The organism is Micromonospora sp. NPDC048170 (genome assembly GCF_040652795.1).
GTDB lineage: Bacteria > Actinomycetota > Actinomycetes > Mycobacteriales > Micromonosporaceae > Micromonospora.
This window is the reverse complement of the sequence record NZ_JBEZMR010000001.1, coordinates 659153-674748: the sequence shown is the minus strand read 5'-3', so window position 1 is coordinate 674748 and position 15596 is coordinate 659153. Positions and strand designations below refer to the sequence as shown.

The following is a 15596-nucleotide window of genomic DNA, read 5'->3' as shown; positions in this document are numbered from 1 at the left end:
CAGGCAGCCGTCAGCGGCCCTCGAAGGTCGGCTTCTGCTTGTTGACGAAGGCCCGGGTGCCGTTGCGGTGGTCGGCGGTGCCCCCGCAGATCGACTGCGCCTGGGCCTCGGCGGCGAGGGCGTCGGCCAGCGTGCCCGCGTCGGCGATGGAGAGCTGCCGCTTGATCGCCCCGTACGCGACGGTCGGGCCGGCGGCCAGCCGGGCGGCCAACTCCTGCGCGGTCGGCAGCACCTGCTCGTCGTCCTCGACCAGGCGGTTGATCAGCCCGAGCTGGCAGGCGTCCGCCGCACCCACCGGCTCGGCCAGCATCAGCAGCTCGATCGCCTTGGCGTGGCCGACCAGCCGGGGCAGCGTCCAGGAGGCGCCGGTGTCCGCGGCGAGCCCGACCTTGGCGAACGCCATCAGGAAGCTCGTCGACGGCCCGCCGATGCGGATGTCGGCCAGGAACGCCAGCGAGGCGCCCGCCCCGGCGGCCATTCCCCGCACCGCCGCGACCACCGGCTTCGGCAGGTTGGCCAGCCGGGCGGCGATCGGGTTGTAGTGCGCCCGGACCGTGTCCAGCGGGTTGCCGTCGGTGGACTCCAGGGTCTGCACGTGCTCGCGCAGGTCCTGGCCGGCGCTGAACGACCGACCCGCGCCCGCGAGCACCACCGCGCGGCAGGACCGGTCGGTCTCCAGCTCGGCCAGGGTGTCCCGCAGCGCCTCCTTGAGTGCCACGTCGAGCGCGTTCATCGCCGTGGGGCGGTTCAGCGTCAGGGTGACGACGGCGTCGGTGCGGTCGACGAGCAGGGGCTCGGTCACTTCTCACGACCCTTCAGTCGGGCGAGGCGGTTGCCGGCGTCGAGGCACTGCTCGACGTACCGGTCTGCGGCCGGCCGCAGCCGGGCCGCGTGCCGGTCGAAGAAGCTGGCGGCGGCGGTGCCGGGCCAGCGCTCGGGCAGCAGCGCCGGGGGCAACTGCGGGTCCCGGAACAGGAAGGTACGCCACGCGTGCACGAGCCGGAACCGGGCGGCGTACGCCTCCTCGTCGGGGCTGCGCGTGGTGACCCCGGCCAGCAGCGGTCGCTGCTCGGCGACGAACTGCTCGTACGCCTGGCCGATCTCCGTCAGGTCCCAGGCCCGGCGCACCACGCCCATCGCGCCGGGGGTGCCGGCGGTGTGCGCGGCGGTGAACCGTTCGTAGCGCACGCCCGCCTCGTCGAGCAGCACGTCCACGTCCTCGCCCGGCCGGGTGGCGACCCAGGTGCACTCGTCCAGGGCGCCGTAGCCGAGGAAGGTCAGGTTGGCGGCGAGCCGCTGCCGGTCCCGCCGGGACAGGGGGGCCTCCAGCGACAGCAGGTCGAACCGCCCGTCCCAGGTGATCCGGCCGGTCCGGTAGATCCGGGCCGCGGCCTCGTCCAGCCGGCGGGCGGCTTTCGGTGTGATCGAATATCCCGGCCCGGGAGCGAGCCGGCACGGGTCGAGCCACCCCTGACGGACCATCCGGGAGACCGCCGTGCGCACGGCGGGCGGGGCGATCCCGAGCGGCGCCAGCAGCCTGACCAGGGCGGCGACGGGTGCCCGGCCGCCCCTCGCCCGGAGGTGGTCGCCGTACAGGTCGAAGAGTGCCGACCGTGCCTGCATGACCGCACATTGTGACAGGCCTTCTCAGGATATGCTAGATGCTGTTACATCAATGCTGCTTCGGTTTGGGTCCGGCGGTGTTCATCAGGGAAAATCGTTGGTCGACACCCCCGCGTACGTTGCGGGTGGTCAAGACGAAGTGGCTGTGGGGCAACCCACCGACCCTGGCGTAGGTCTGAGGGGAGACAACATGGCGGCGATGAAGCCGCGGACGGGCGACGGTCCGCTGGAAGTCACCAAGGAGGGCCGGGGCATCGTCATGCGTGTCCCGCTGGAGGGCGGTGGCCGGCTCGTCGTCGAGATGACTCCCGACGAGGCCAACGCGCTCGGTGACGCACTGAAGGCAGCCGCCGGCTGACCGAGGAACGGCCCGTGCGCCCGCGCGGACCTTTCGTCAACCCCTGAGCCACCGGCCCTGCCGGTGGCTCAGGGTCTTCATTCTCCGCGGGGCCATGCTCCGCGAACTTTCCTGGAGGTACGGCTCCGCGTGCTCGCCATCCGTCTGCTCGCCGAGCCGGAACGGCTCGACACCCTCGTTCTGCCCGTCCGGCCCGGTCCGGGCGACGACGACCCGGCCCGACCGGCCCCGGCCGGGGCGACGCTGCCCGACGGCGTGGCCGAGGAGGCTGCCGCCCTGGCGCCGGCGGCCCGGCTGACCGGGCGCCCCGGCGAGGTCCAGGCACAGTTGCGGCCCGGGCGGGACCCGGGCCGGCTGCTGCTGCTCGGCGTCGGAGACGGCGACGAGGCGGGCTGGAGGACGGCCGGCGCGGCCCTGGCCCGGGCCGCGAAGGATGAGACACACGTCACGTTGGCCATGCCGACCGAGGCCACTTCGGCGGCCGTACGAGGGCTGGTCGAGGGGCTGCTGCTGGCCTCGTACCGGTTCCGGATGACCGACGCCGGCACCGCCCCCGCCCTGGCCGGGGTCGACATCGTGGTGACCGACCCGGACGCGCACGCCGCAGCCGTGGAGGTGGCCCGGACGACGGCCCGGATGACCCGGTTCGCCCGCGACCTCACCAACACCCCCTCGTCGGTCAAGAACCCGGAGTGGTTCGCCGACCAGGTCGCCGCCCTCGCCGCCGACGTGCCGGACCTTCACCTGCGGGTACGCGGCCCGGACGAACTGGCGGCCGAGGGCTTCGGCGGCATCCTCGCCGTCGGGGGCGGCTCGGCCAGCGGCCCGCGCCTGGTCGAGTTGGACTGGCGGCCGGCCGACGCGCGTACCCACGTGGTGCTGGTCGGCAAGGGGATCACGTTCGACACCGGCGGCATCTCGATCAAGCCGGTGGCGTCGATGAAGCTGATGCGCAAGGACATGGCCGGCGCGGCCGCGGTGGTCGCGGCGACGCTCGGTGCGGCGGCCCTGCGCCTGCCCGTCCGGGTCACCACGCTCGCTCCGCTGGCGGAGAACATGCTCAGCGGCTCGGCGTTCCGCCCCGGCGACATCGTCCGCCACTACGGCGGCACGACCAGCGAGACCACCAACTCCGACGCCGAGGGGCGGCTCGTCCTGGCCGACGCGCTCGCGTACGCGGTCGCCGAGCTCGAACCCGACCTGCTAGTCGACCTCGCCACGCTCACCGGGGCGAACGCGGTCGCGTTGGGCAAGCGCACCGGTGCCCTCTACAGCGAGAACGAGGGGCTCGCCGCGGACGTGCTGGCCGCGATCTCGGCCGCCGGCGAGGCAGCCTGGCGGATGCCGCTGCCCGCCGACTACGCCGAGCACCTCGGCAGCGAGCTGGCCGACCTGCACAGCTCTCCGGACCGGGGGGCCGGTTCCGTGATGGCCGCGCTCTACCTGCGGGAGTTCACCGGCGGGCTGCGTGACCGGTGGCTGCACGTCGACATGTCCGCGCCGTCGTGGGCCGACGGCGACGACGCCGAGCTGACCCGGGGCGCGACCGGCTGGGGCGTACGCTCGCTGCTGCGCTGGCTGGGCTCGCTGGGTTGACCGCCGGGCGGCGCCCGCACGCGGCGGGCGCCCGGTCAGCGGCGGCAGGTCAGCACCTGACGGCGGCGAGCAGCCCGTGGCCGACCGGCAGCAGCGCCGGAATCCAGTGTTCCGACTCCCGGATCGTCTTGAGCGCCTCGCGGACGGTCACCGTCTCGACGTCCCGGGCGGCGGGGTCGCCGATCCGGCCACCGGCCAGCGTGCCGTTGAGCGCGACCACGCCGCCCGGCCGCAGCAGCCGCAGCGCGGCGTCCACGCAGGCGGCGAAGCCGGTCGCCTCCGCGTCCACGAAGACCAGGTCGTACGCGCCGTCGGCGAGCCGGGGGAGCACGTCCAGCGCCCGGCCGGTGATGATCCGGGTCCGGCCGGCGGCGAAGCCCGCCTCGGTGAAGATCCGCCGGGCGATCCGCTGGTGCTCCACCTCGACGTCGATGGTGGTGAGCACGCCGTCGGCGCGCATGCCGCGCAGCAGCCAGACGCCGCTGACTCCCGTGCCGGTGCCGATCTCCACCACCGCCCGGGCGCTGCCGGCGGCGGCGAGCAGCCGCAGGGCCGCGCCGGCGCCGGGGGTCACCGCGTCGAGGCCGACCTCGTGGGCCAGACTGCGGGCGGTGCGCAGGACGAGATCCTCGGTCACGTACGACTCGGCGAAGTGCAGGGTCTGGGCCGTCGAAGTGCCGGAACCGGCGACCGTGGCGATGGGACACCTCCGGGCGGCGCGCGTGGTGCGGGGGCGGGTGGGCACTGTGAGCCTAGAGGCGACGTCGAACGGGCGCAGCCGCGCGTCCGCCACCCGACGATCACGGCCGGCAACCGGTGACTCCATCAGTGGCATCCGTGTAATCCTGGAAGCGGTGTTCCGGCGAGCGCGACCGGGCGACCCTGTCGCCGGGGCGGCGGAGCGCGGGATCCGGGGATGGACTGGGAGGGCACCGACGTGACCGACGGCTGGGACTGGCGCCAGCCCGGGGGAGCTCCGGCACCGGCGCGACCGCCGGGGCCCGGGCATCCGCCGGTGGGGTCGCCGCCGACGCCTCCGGGCGCCGGGGGCGGCACGACTTCGCCCTGGTGGTCCGACGCCCTGGCCGACCCGTGGCGTGACCCGGCAGCGCCGGCCGCCGTGGTGCTGCCGGCCGCGCCGAGCCCCGGCAGCGAGCCGGAGCCGGTCAGCGACCCGGACGCCCCGGGCCGGCCCACGCTGCGGCAACTGCTGTTCATCCCGCTGATCACCGCGCTGCTCGCGGGCAGCCTGGGCGGTGCGCTCGGGTACGCCTTCGCGGTGCGTGGCGGCGCCGCGGCCGGCACTGTGCTCGGCGCGGACCCGCAGGCGCCCGGCCTGGCCCAGCGCCGGCCCGAGTCGCTCGCCGGGGTCGCCGAGCGGGTGCTGCCCAGCGTGGTGACAGTCCGGGTGGCGGGCCTCGGCGGCACGAGTGAGGGCTCCGGCTTCATCGCCAGCGTCGACGGGCACGTGATCACCAACGACCACGTGCTGGCCGGGGCGACCGGCAAGGCGTCGGTGATCTTCAACGACGGCAGTTCGGCCCCGGCGACCATCGTCGGGAAGGACCCGGAGTCCGACATCGCGGTGATCAAGGTCTCCCGGACGGGCCTGCGACCGGTCGAGTTCGGCGACTCCGACGCGCTGGCCGTGGGCGACCCGGTGCTGGCCATGGGCTCACCGCTCTCGCTGGCCAACACGGTCACGGCCGGCATCGTCAGCGCCCTGGACCGGACGATGCGGGCCGGCGAGCCCGGTGGCCCCACGCGCTACTACGCGGCGATCCAGACCGACGCGGCGGTCAACCACGGCAACTCCGGCGGCCCGCTGGTCGACGGCGCGGGCCGGGTGATCGGGGTCAACTCGACCATCAAGTCGCTCGTGTCGGACGGGCAGGAGGCGGGCAACATCGGCCTCGCCTTCGCCATCCCGATCAACCAGGCCAAGCGGATCACGCAGGACATCATCGGCACCGGCAAGGCCCGCCGCACGGTGATCGGGGCCCAGGTCGGCGGGGCCGGCGCGGGCACCGGAGGGACCGGCGTACGCCTGGCGGCCGTGGAGCCGTCCGGGCCGGCGGCCGGCGCGGGGCTGCGGGCCGGCGACGTGATCCTGAAGCTCGACGGGCGACCGATGACCGAACCGACCGACCTGATCGCCCTGGTGCGGAAGTACGCGCCCGGCGCGGTGGTGACCGTGGAGTACCGCCGGGGCGCCGACCGGCAGAACGCCTCCGTGACACTGGCCGCAGACGCCAAGTAGGGGCGGGTCACCCCCTCCCCGGTGGCGTCCGACGTGCGTAGTCTTGCTGCTGACGCCGAAGGAGGCCCGTGCAGTGTTCGAGAACCTGAACTGGTGGGAGATCGGTGCGCTGCTGCTCCTGGCGCTGCTGATCTTCGGTGACCGGCTGCCCGCGGTGATCAGCGACGGCCTGCGCATGGTGCGCAACCTGCGCACCATGGCCAACAACGCCACCACCGACCTCAGCCGCGAGTTGGGCACCGACATCCAGCTGGAGGATCTGCACCCGAAGGCGTTCATCCGCAAGCACCTGCTCAGCGAGGAGGACGAGCAGGCGATCCGGAAGCCGTTGCAGGGCGTCTACGACAACCTGCGGGCGGACGTCACCAGCGTGCACAACGAGCTGAAGGACGTCGCCTCCGCCGCCGACCTGCGCAAGGGCGGCAGCCGCCCGACGACCGCCACCGGCGGCGCCCCGGCCCCCGCCCCCCGCCCCAGCTACGACGACGCGACCTGAGCCCCCCTGTCGGGTCGCCGCAACCTGGGCCCGCCTGTCGGGTCGCCGCGACCTGAGCCTGCTGCCAATTGAGCACAACCATGATCAGTTGATGGCCAACCGGAGCGCGGGGACGGATCCCACCGGTTTTCCATCAACCGATCATGGTCGGCCGCCCTGTCGAGTGAGCTTCTTCGGGCTGGCGGTGCCGCCAGCGCCGGCGGTGGCCGGCGTTTGGTCAGCGGCCGGCGGGCTTGAGGCCCAGTGGCTTGCCGAGCAGCGACTCCCGCCGCAGGGCGAGCCGGTCGGCGACCTGACCCAGCGCCTTCGCGGCCGGTGACTCCGGCGCGGCCAGCACGATCGGGGTGCCCCCGTCGCCGGCCTCGCGGACCCGGGTGTCGAGCGGGACCTGCCCGAGCAGCGGCACCTGCGCGCCGATGGTCTTCGTCAGCGACTCGGCGACCGCCTGGCCGCCGCCCGCGCCGAAGACCTCCATCCGGGAACCGTCCGGCAGTTCGAGCCAGGACATGTTCTCGATGACGCCGACCACACGCTGGTGGGTCTGCAACGCGATCGCGCCGGCCCGCTCCGCCACCTCGGCGGCGGCGGCCTGCGGGGTCGTGACGATCAGGATCTCGGAGTTGGGCAGCAGTTGGGCCAGGGAGATGGCCACGTCGCCGGTGCCCGGGGGCAGGTCGAGGAGGAGCACGTCCAGCTCACCCCAGTAGACGTCGGCGAGGAACTGCTGCAACGCCCGGTGCAGCATCGGGCCGCGCCACACCACGGCGGCGTTGCCGGCGGTGAACATGCCGATCGAGATGACCTTCACGCCGTGCGACTGCGGCGGCATGATCATGTCCTCGACGCGGGTGGGGCGCCCGTCCGCACCGAGCATCCGGGGCACCGAGTGGCCGTAGATGTCCGCGTCGACCACGCCGACGGAGAGCCCACGGGCGGCCAGCGCGGCGGCCAGGTTGACCGTCACGCTGGACTTGCCGACGCCGCCCTTGCCGCTGGCGACCGCGTACACGCGGGTGCGCGAGCCCGGCTGGGCGAACGGGATGACGGGCTCCTGGGAGGCGCCGCCACCGCGCAGCTTCGACTGGAGCTCCTGGCGCTGCTCGGGGCTCATCACGCCGAACTCGATCTCCACGCCGGTGACCCCGGGCACCGCGCCGACGGCGGCCGTGATGTCCGAGCGCAGCTTGTCCTTCAGCGGGCAGCCGGCGACGGTGAGCAGCAGCTCGACCCGTACGACCCCGTCGTCGCCGACCTCGGCGGAGCGGACCATGCCCAGCTCGGTGATGGGTCGGCGGATCTCCGGGTCGTTGACGGTGGCCAGCGCGGCCTGGATCGCGTCGGAGACGGTGCTGACGGGTGCTGACATGTCCGCAATGCTACGTCGGGGGTGAGACCCCACCGCCGTCAGCGGGGGCCGGTGTGAGCGAATCGATGGCGACGGCTGGGGGCGCTGCTCAGCCCTCCGGCTCCCGGCCCCCCGGCCGGCTGTCGTGGGCCCAGTCGCCGTCGAGGTCGTCGCGGGGCTCGTCCAGCCCGTCCCCGTGCTGCGCGGCCTTCCCCTGCTGCCGGCGCTCCAGCCGTTGGCGGCGTCGGCCCGCCTCGTCCAGCTCCTCGGCCAGCCGGGCCAGCTCGGAGCGGAGGAAGTCCCGGGTCGCCACCTCGCCCATCGCGTTGCGCAACGCGGCGATCTCCCGGGCCAGGTACTCGGTGTCGGCCTTCTGCATGGTCGCCCGTCGGCGGTCCTCGTCCAGGGAGACCCGGTCCCGGTCCGCCTGGCGGTTCTGCGCCAGCAGGATCAGCGGGGCCGCGTAGCTGGCCTGGAGGGACAGCACCAGGGTCAGGAACGTGAAGGTGTACGGGTCGAACCGCAGGTGTGCCGGGGCCAGGGTGTTCCAGCCGAACCACAGCGCGATCACGATCGTCATGTAGACGATGAAGTTCGCGGTGCCCATCCCCCGGGCGATCCCCTCGGACCACCGGCCGAAGGCCTCCGGGTCGAACCGGGGCAGCTTGACGCTCCTGGGCTCGCGCGGCTGGTCGAGCCGCCGTGCCCGGCGCTGCTCAGCCATCCGCGCCGTCCAGCGTCGGCGCGGTGGTGGCCGGGCGTCCGGCGGCTGCCCGGTCCCGCCAGTCCCGGGGCAGGAGGTGATCCAGCACGTCGTCGACCGTGACCGCGCCGACCAGCCGGTTGTTGCGGTCGATCACCGGCATGGCCACCAGGTCGTACGTGGCCATCCGGCGGGTGATCTCCGGCAGCGGGGTGGTCGGCCGCAGCGGGTCGATGTCGTTGACCACCACCCCGCCGAGCAGGTCGGCGGGCGGCTCGCGGAGCAGCCGCTGGAAGTGGACCATGCCGAGGTAGCGGCCGGTCGGCGTGGTCATCGGCGCCCGGGACACGAAGACCTGCGCGGCGATCGCGGGCGAGAGCTGCGATTCCCGGATCCGGGCCAGGGCCTCGGCGACGGTGGCGTCCGGCGGCAGGATCACCGGCTCGGAGGTCATCACGCTGCCCGCCGTTCCCGGCGTGTACTTGAGCAGCTGACGCACCGGATCGGCCTCGTCCGGCTGCATCAGGTCGAGCAGCACGTCCTGCTCGGGCGGCGGCAGCTCACTGAGCAGGTCGGCGGCGTCGTCCGGGTCCATCTCCTCCAGCACGTCGGCGGCCCGCCGCCGGTCCAGCGCGGCGAGGATCTCCACCTGGTCGCGCTCCGGCAACTCGCTCAGCACGTCCGCCAGGCGCTCGTCGTCAAGCGCGGCGGCCACCTCGTTGCGCCGGGCGTCGGGAAGGTCCTGGAGGGCGTTGGCGAGGTCGGCGGGGCGCATGTCCTCCAGCACCGCGAGCAGGTTGGCCGTGCCCCGGTTGTCGGCGACGCCGCTGAGCCCGCGTACCCGCTCCCACTCGACCTGGTGCAGGTGGCCCCGGCGGGCCAGCCGGCCGGTCTGCTCGCGTACGGCGACCCGCGTCAGCGACCACTCGCCGCCACGGCTGCACTCCATCGCCACGTCGACCACGGAACCCGGCTGACCGGCGGGCTCGACCTGCACCCGCCGGTCCAGCAGCTCCTGGAGCACGAGCAGCTCGTTCGGGCGTTTCTCGAAGCGCCGCAGGTTGAGCGTGCCGCTGCCGAGCACGACCGCGTCGGCGTCGATGGAGGTGATCCGGTTCAGCGAGAGGAAGATGCGCCGCCGCATCGGCATCTCGGCGACCAGGCCGACCACTTCGGGCGGGCGTTGCGTCGGGCGCAGCCGGGCCACCGCGTCGCGGACCCGGCCCACCTGGTCACCGTTGGGGTCGAAGACGGCGACTCCGGCGAGCCGGGCGAGGTAGACCCGGGTCGGCGTGCTCACGGGCACCAGCCTAAGCGCCTAGTGTCTAGCAACATGTCGACCTTGTCCTACGAGATCGTGGACGTCTTCACCGACCGCCCGTTCGCCGGCAACCCGCTGGCGGTGGTGTTCGGCGCCGAGGGACTGGCCACCGAGCAGATGCAGGCGCTCGCGCTGGAGTTCAACCTCTCCGAGACGGTGTTCGTGCTCCCACCCACCCAGGTCGGCGCCACCTACCGTGCCCGCATCTTCACCCCGGCCGAGGAGTTGCCCTTCGCCGGTCACCCCAGCGTCGGCGCGGCGGTGACCGCCAGCCGCCGCGGCATGTTCGGTGTGGGGCAGGTCACCCAGGAGTGTGGCGCGGGTGTGCTGCCCGTCGAGGTGACCCCGACCGGGGCGACGCTGACGGGCGGCGTGGCCACCCTCGGCCCCGAGCTGGACCCGGAGCCGCTGCTGGAGATGGCCGGGCTGGCCGCGGACGACCACGTCGGCCCGGCCCCCCGGGTGGCCGGCTGCGGGCTGGAGTTCCCGTATCTTCCGGTGCGTCCGGACGCGGTGGCCCGCGCCCGGGTCAACGCGGCGGCGGCACAGCGGTACGGAGTGGAGCATGTCAGCGTCTTCTCCTGGGACGCCGCGGCTCAAACCGCGCACGCCCGGGTCTTCGTTCCCGGGCTCGGCGTGCCGGAGGACCCGGCCACCGGCTCGGCCGCCCTGGGGCTCGGGGTGTGGCTGGTCGCCAGCGGCCTGCTGCCCGCCGACGGGCGTGCGGAGTACACGGTCCACCAGGGCATCGAGATCAACCGCCCGTCACTGCTGGCCTGCACGGTGACCGCCGCCGACGGTCAGGCGGTGGGCGCCACCGTGGCCGGCCAGGTGATGCCGGTGGCCCGGGGCGAGATCATGGTCCCCCCGTTCGTCGGCTGACGGCGGGGGGCTCGGGCGTCTCCGTGCCGGATCCCGGCGGGCCGGGGGCGGGTGGCGCTGACGGAAGGCACACGGGTGCGGGAGGATGCGAGGGTGACCGACGCGGAGCGGACCAGCACGCCCCTGGTCGACGAGGCGATGAAGAAGGCGGCCGTGGCCTGGGTGAGCGTGCCCGGCGGGCCGGCGCTCGCGCTGTGGTGCGTACCCCTGGAGGGGGCGCTGTTCGTGGTCAGCGGCCCCGGGGAGCAGTCCGCGCCAGGGCTGGCCGACGCGACCGGGGCGCAGGTCACCCTGCGCGGTGACCACGGCGGGCGGATCGTCACCTGGCCGGCCCGGGTGAGTCGCCTGGCGCCGGGCACCGAGGCGTGGGAGACCGCCGCGCCGCTCGTGGCCGCGAAGCGGCTGAACGCGCCGGGGCCCACCGCCGAGCTGGTGGAGCGCTGGGCGGCCGACGGCTGCGCGGTGAACCGGCTGGCCCCGGCCGGCGAGCCGGTCGCCGGTGCCGGTCTGCCCGCGGACTCGCTGGCCGAGGTGCCCCGCGAGACGCCGGCGGTGCGGGTGACCCGCAAACCGTTCCGGCTGCACCGGGTCCGTCGGCGCTGAGGCGGGCGGGCCGAGGTCAGCAGGAGCCGCAGGCGGCCGGCAGCGGGGGGCCCGGCGGCACGGTCGCCGTCCGCACCAGGTCGACCACCTCGTCGAGCGAGCGCAGCGCAGGCCCGATCCAGGCGGCGTCGAGGTTGAACACCAGGTGGCCGGCCAGGTCCGGTGCGGCCAGGCGCACCGCTGTCATCCCGGCCCGCTCCGCCCCGGTCAGCTCCTGGCTGCCGCCGTCGCCGACGTAGAGGCAGTCCGCCGGTGCCAGGTCGAGCCGCCGGCACGCCGCCTGGTAGAGCGCCGGGTCCGGCTTGCAGCGGCCCACCTGCACCGAGAAGACCCGCACGTCGAGCAGCGGGTCGATCGGCAACTGCGGCAGGAACGCGGGCAGCTCGTGCGTGCAGTCGCTGATCACCCCGGTCCGCAGGCCGAGCTGGCGCAGCGCGGTCAGCGTGGGCACGGCCTCGTCCCGCAGTCGGGTGTCGGCGCGGACGGCCCGGTGGCGGGAGGCGACCGCGGCGCGGACCGCGTCGTCCGAGGGGCGCACGCCGGCCTGTTCGCAGACCCAGCGCAGGGTCGCCTCGGCGCTGCCGAGCTGCCCGCAGGCTCGTTCGTAGAAGGTGCGGTCGAGCACGTCGACGAGCGTGCTCGGCGGGCATCCGAGCAGCTCGGCGGTCGACCGGTGGGCCGCGCCCCGCTGGACGGAACGGCTCAGCGTGCCGAAGAAGTCGAACAGCACCGCCTGGAAGGTGGGCATGGGAGAGCGCCTCCGGGCGGTAGGGGATCGCCGGCGCGGACAGGCATGATCGTAACGGAGTGATGACCGAAAGTGATGCCCCGTCGCGTGTGAGGATTGCACCTCGTGTCCCCCGCACCGCACCGCCCGCCGCTCGACCCGGTCACCACCGGGGCGCTCGCCCTGGCCGTCGTCGCCGTCTCGTCCTCCGCGCCGTTGGTGGCCTTCGCGGCGGCGCCGGCCCTGGCGGTCGCGTTCTGGCGCAACCTGCTCTCGGTCGCCGTGCTGGGCCCGTTCTCGGTGGCCCGGCGACGCGCCGAGTTCCGGTCGCTGACGGTCGGCGCCGGCCGGCGCGAGGGCATCTACTGCGTGCTGTCGGGCGTGGCGCTCGCCGCGCACTTCGCCACCTGGATGCCCAGCACCAGGCTCACCTCGGTCGCCGCGGCGACCGCGCTGTGCGCCACCCAGCCGGTCTGGCAGGGGTTGATCGCCCGTGCCCAGGGCCGCCGGCTGCCGGGCGTCATGTGGGTCGGCATCGGGGTGGCGGTCGCGGGGGCGGGCGTGGCGACCGGGGCCGACTTCGCCGTCTCCGGCCGGGCCGTCGCCGGTGACCTGCTCGCGGTGGCCGGCGGCATGTTCGTGGCGGTCTACACCGCGTTCGGTGAGCGGGCCCGCACGACGATCAGCACGACCACCTACACCACCATCTGCTACGGGGTCTGCGCGTTCCTGCTGCTGGTCGTCTGCCTGGTCGGTGGGGTGCCGCTGACCGGGTTCGACGCCGGCACCTGGGCGGCCGTGCTGGCCCTGGTGGCTGGCGCCCAACTGCTCGGACACTCGATGTTCAACTACGCGCTGAGGAAGGTCTCGGCGACCACGGTCAGCGTGCTGGTGCTGCTGGAGGCCCCGGGCGCGGCCCTGATCGGCTGGGCCTGGCTGGGGCAGCTGCCGGGGGTGACGGCCCTGGCGGGGCTGGCGCTGCTCCTGGCCGGTGTCGCCGTGGTGGTGCTCGGCGGTGCCCGCGCCGTCCGCCGCGTCCCGCCGGTGCCCACCGCCGTCCCCGCCGACGCCGGCCCACTGCCCGACTGACCCGTCCGACTCCCCGACCGGGGCCCAGCCGACTGCCCCGACCGGGGCCCAGCCGACTGCCCCGACCGGGGGCCCAGCCGACTTCCCCGACCGGGGCCCAGCCGACCTGCCCCGACCGGGGCCCAGCCGACTGCCCCGACCCGGGGCCCAGCCGACTGCCCCGACCGGCGGCCAGGCCGATTCCCCGACCGGCGGCCCGGCCCGCTCCGGTCCGGCGGATCGCCCGCACCGCACGACCCGGCGGACGCCACTCGTTGGCGCGGGAACGGCCGTTCGCCTGCCGGAGCCGGCCGCGTCCGTGAGAGTGCGAAGGGGGCAAACACGGGGACGGGAAGGCCGATGGCGGAGCGGGACGGGGCCGAGGGCGAGGGCGGCACGGTCGTCACGCCGTCGGCCGAGTTCCCGCCGCTCGACCCGGACGAGCTGCGGGCGCTGCGCCGGATCGGCGACCGGTGGCACAACGCCCGCCGGGGTCGACCGCCCGACGCGGACACGCTGCCGGTGGACCCGACGCTGCGTCGCCACCCCGGCCAGCCGGCCCCGACGCGGTTCGGCCGGCTCGCCCCGATCGCGCTGTTCCGGGTCGGCGAGCCGGACGAACTGGTCGCCACCGAGCCGGCCAACCTGCCCGGCAGCCGGCTCGGCCGGGCGGCCTCCCGGCTGCGGCGGGCGCTGTTCGGGCCGCCGCTGAGCAGCGCCGCCGTGCTCTACGAGCGGATGCGCAAGCTGGTGGCCCTGCCGGTGCTCTCCTCCGACCTGCTCAGCTCGGTGGCGTACGGGCCGGAAGCGATGCTCGCCGTGCTGCTGCTCGCCGGCAGCGGGGCGCTCGGGCTGTCCCTGCCGCTGGCTGCCGGCCTGGCGCTGCTCATGATCGCGGTCGGCATCTCCTACCGGCAGACCGTCACCGCCTACCCGCACGGGGCCGGGTCGTACATCGTGGCGAGCGACAACCTGGGTTCCGGGGCGGGCCTGGCCGCGGCGGCGGGACTGCTGACGGACTACGTGCTGACCGTGGCGGTGTCCGTCTCCGCCGGTGTCCGGGCGGTCACCTCGGCGGCGCCGGCGCTGGCCGGCTGGACGGTGCCGCTCGGGCTGGCCGTGATCGCCCTGCTGCTCGCCGGCAACCTGCGCGGCGTACGGACCGCCGGCAACCTCTTCGTGCTGCCCACGTACGCCTTCGTGGTCGCGCTGCTGGCGCTGCTCGCGGTCGGCTGGTTCCGCGCGGCCGGGCGGGGTTTCGTCCCGGCGGATCCACCGCCGGTGGCGGCCGTCGAGGGGCTGGGGCTGCTGCTGGTGCTCCGGGCGTTCTCCTCCGGCGCGGTCTCGATGACCGGCATCGAGGCGGTCTCCAACGCGATTCCCGCGTTCCGGCCACCCGAGTGGCGCAACTCGCGCACCACGCTCACCTGGATGGTCGCGATGCTGGTGCTGTTCTTCGGCGGCCTCGTCGGGCTGATCCACCTGTCCGGGCTGGTGCCCACCGCCGAGCAGTCGATCCTCTCCCAGCTGGCCCGGGTGACCTTTCCCAGTGGCCCCTGGTACGCCCTGATCCAGGCCGCCACCGCGTTGATCCTGTTATTGGCCGCGAACACCGCCTTCAACGACTTCCCCCGCCTGCTCTTCTTCATGGCCCGGGACGGGCACGCGCCACGCCGGTTCCTGCACATGGGCGACCGGCTCGCCTTCAGCAACGGGTTGGTGGCACTCACCGTCGCGGCGGCGGTGATCCTGGTGGCCTTCCGCGGGCACACCGAGGCGCTGATCCCGCTCTACGCGGTCGGGGTGTTCCTCGCCTTCACCCTGTCCCAGGTGGGGATGGTGCTGCACTGGCGACGCCGGCGCGACCCGGGCTGGCGCCGCCGGGCGACGATCAACGCGGTGGGTGGCGCGTTCTCCGGTCTGGTGCTGGTGACCGCCGCGGTCACCAAGTTCACCGAGGGCGCCTGGGTGGTGGTCGTCGCCGTGCCGCTGCTGGTCCTGCTGTTCTGGTCCATCCACCGGCACTACCGGAGGCTGCACGGCTCCCTGGCGCTGCACCCGCCGCCGGAGGGCCCGGCACCCGGGCCGCCGGTGGTGCCGGCCGCGCCGCCCGCCGCCGGGCCCGCCGTCGCGGAGGACGAGGAACTGCCCGAGCAGGTACGCCACCTCGTGGTGGTGCCGGTCGCCCGGCTGAACCAGGCCTCGCTGCGGGCCCTGGCGTACGCGGCCTCGCTCGGGCAGCCGACGCTGGCCGTGCACATCGCCCCCGAGGAGCCGGAGGCGGACCGGTTCCGGGAGCAGTGGCGGGCGTGGGGCGACCACCTGCGGCTGGAGACGATCGTCTCCCCGTACCGGGCGGTGATCGGGCCGCTCGCGCACTACCTGGAGGCGCTGCACGCCTCCCGGGCCGACCTGGTGCTGACCGTCGTCGTGCCGGAGGTGGTGGTGCGCCGCCGCTGGCACCGGCTGCTGCACAGCCGCACCGAGCAGCGGCTGCGCGCCGCGCTGCGCCGGCTGCCGGGGGTGGTGGTCACCAGCCTTCCGGTGCACCCGGGCGGATAGCCGCGTCCTGACCGTCCCTCCCCTCGCCGGCCCGGCCCGGTGGGGCCGGGCG

General features: G+C 74.7%; 15 protein-coding genes. 8 read left to right on the top strand and 7 right to left on the bottom strand.

Going from position 1 to position 15596, the window contains the following annotated elements:
* Nucleotides 1–10 precede the first annotated feature (10 nt).
* Complete coding sequence (locus AB0D32_RS03010) at nt 11–802, bottom strand: enoyl-CoA hydratase-related protein (protein ID WP_357083878.1); 792 nt, start codon at nt 800–802, stop codon at nt 11–13.
* Nucleotides 799–1623, bottom strand: coding sequence for a PaaX family transcriptional regulator C-terminal domain-containing protein (locus AB0D32_RS03005; protein WP_357083875.1), 825 nt, complete (start codon nt 1621–1623; stop codon nt 799–801). The genes AB0D32_RS03010 and AB0D32_RS03005 overlap by 4 nt, the downstream gene beginning before the upstream one ends.
* A gap of 190 nt (nt 1624–1813) precedes the next feature.
* Here AB0D32_RS03005 and AB0D32_RS03000 point away from each other — a divergent pair, with 190 nt between their 5' ends.
* Nucleotides 1814–1981: a DUF3117 domain-containing protein gene (locus AB0D32_RS03000; protein ID WP_007455245.1), complete on the top strand. Its 168-nt coding sequence runs from the start codon at nt 1814–1816 to the stop codon at nt 1979–1981.
* Between the two features lie 129 nt (nt 1982–2110).
* Complete coding sequence (locus tag AB0D32_RS02995; protein ID WP_357083872.1) at nt 2111–3577, top strand: leucyl aminopeptidase family protein; 1467 nt, start codon at nt 2111–2113, stop codon at nt 3575–3577.
* A 49-nt stretch (nt 3578–3626) separates the two neighbouring features.
* Here the strand turns inward: AB0D32_RS02995 and AB0D32_RS02990 are convergent, their stop codons facing one another.
* Entirely contained in the window at nt 3627–4214 is a 588-nt protein-coding gene (locus tag AB0D32_RS02990) for an O-methyltransferase (protein WP_357084215.1), read from the bottom strand.
* A gap of 279 nt (nt 4215–4493) precedes the next feature.
* On the opposite strand from AB0D32_RS02990, the gene AB0D32_RS02985 reads away from it, so the two are divergent.
* Both AB0D32_RS02985 and AB0D32_RS02980 read left to right on the top strand, forming a co-directional pair.
* Nucleotides 4494–5837, top strand: coding sequence for a trypsin-like peptidase domain-containing protein (locus tag AB0D32_RS02985; RefSeq protein WP_357083869.1), 1344 nt, complete (start codon nt 4494–4496; stop codon nt 5835–5837).
* A 73-nt stretch (nt 5838–5910) separates the two neighbouring features.
* Nucleotides 5911–6333 carry a preprotein translocase subunit TatB gene (locus AB0D32_RS02980; protein ID WP_357083866.1) on the top strand — a complete coding sequence of 141 codons (423 nt, stop codon included), beginning with the start codon at nt 5911–5913 and terminating at the stop codon, nt 6331–6333.
* Between the two features lie 217 nt (nt 6334–6550).
* Here AB0D32_RS02980 and AB0D32_RS02975 read toward each other — a convergent pair whose 3' ends face one another.
* From AB0D32_RS02975 to AB0D32_RS02965, 3 genes are all read right to left on the bottom strand, one after another.
* The gene (locus tag AB0D32_RS02975) at nt 6551–7699 is read right to left on the bottom strand and encodes an Mrp/NBP35 family ATP-binding protein (protein WP_357083863.1); all 1149 of its coding nucleotides are present in this window, start codon (nt 7697–7699) and stop codon (nt 6551–6553) included.
* An 88-nt stretch (nt 7700–7787) separates the two neighbouring features.
* A complete protein-coding gene (locus AB0D32_RS02970) occupies nt 7788–8402 on the bottom strand; it encodes a DUF1003 domain-containing protein (protein WP_357083860.1) in 615 nt (204 codons plus the stop codon).
* Entirely contained in the window at nt 8395–9681 is a 1287-nt protein-coding gene (locus AB0D32_RS02965) for a CBS domain-containing protein (RefSeq protein WP_357083857.1), read from the bottom strand. The genes AB0D32_RS02970 and AB0D32_RS02965 overlap by 8 nt, the downstream gene beginning before the upstream one ends.
* A 33-nt stretch (nt 9682–9714) precedes the next feature.
* On the opposite strand from AB0D32_RS02965, the gene AB0D32_RS02960 reads away from it, so the two are divergent.
* Entirely contained in the window at nt 9715–10584 is an 870-nt protein-coding gene (locus AB0D32_RS02960) for a PhzF family phenazine biosynthesis protein (protein WP_357083853.1), read from the top strand.
* 93 nt (nt 10585–10677) lie between these two features.
* Nucleotides 10678–11187 (top strand): hypothetical protein, encoded by a 510-nt coding sequence (locus AB0D32_RS02955; RefSeq protein ID WP_357083850.1) that lies wholly within the window; start codon nt 10678–10680, stop codon nt 11185–11187.
* Between the two features lie 16 nt (nt 11188–11203).
* On the opposite strand, the gene AB0D32_RS02950 is transcribed toward AB0D32_RS02955, so the two are convergent.
* On the bottom strand, nt 11204–11935 hold the full coding sequence (locus AB0D32_RS02950; RefSeq protein ID WP_357083847.1) for an HAD family hydrolase: 732 nt from the start codon (nt 11933–11935) through the stop codon (nt 11204–11206).
* Between the two features lie 105 nt (nt 11936–12040).
* Here AB0D32_RS02950 and AB0D32_RS02945 point away from each other — a divergent pair, with 105 nt between their 5' ends.
* Both AB0D32_RS02945 and AB0D32_RS02940 read left to right on the top strand, forming a co-directional pair.
* Nucleotides 12041–13003 carry a DMT family transporter gene (locus AB0D32_RS02945; RefSeq protein ID WP_357083844.1) on the top strand — a complete coding sequence of 321 codons (963 nt, stop codon included), beginning with the start codon at nt 12041–12043 and terminating at the stop codon, nt 13001–13003.
* Nucleotides 13004–13342: 339 nt separating this feature from the next.
* On the top strand, nt 13343–15544 hold the full coding sequence (locus AB0D32_RS02940) for an APC family permease (RefSeq protein WP_357083841.1): 2202 nt from the start codon (nt 13343–13345) through the stop codon (nt 15542–15544).
* Nucleotides 15545–15596 lie beyond the last annotated feature (52 nt).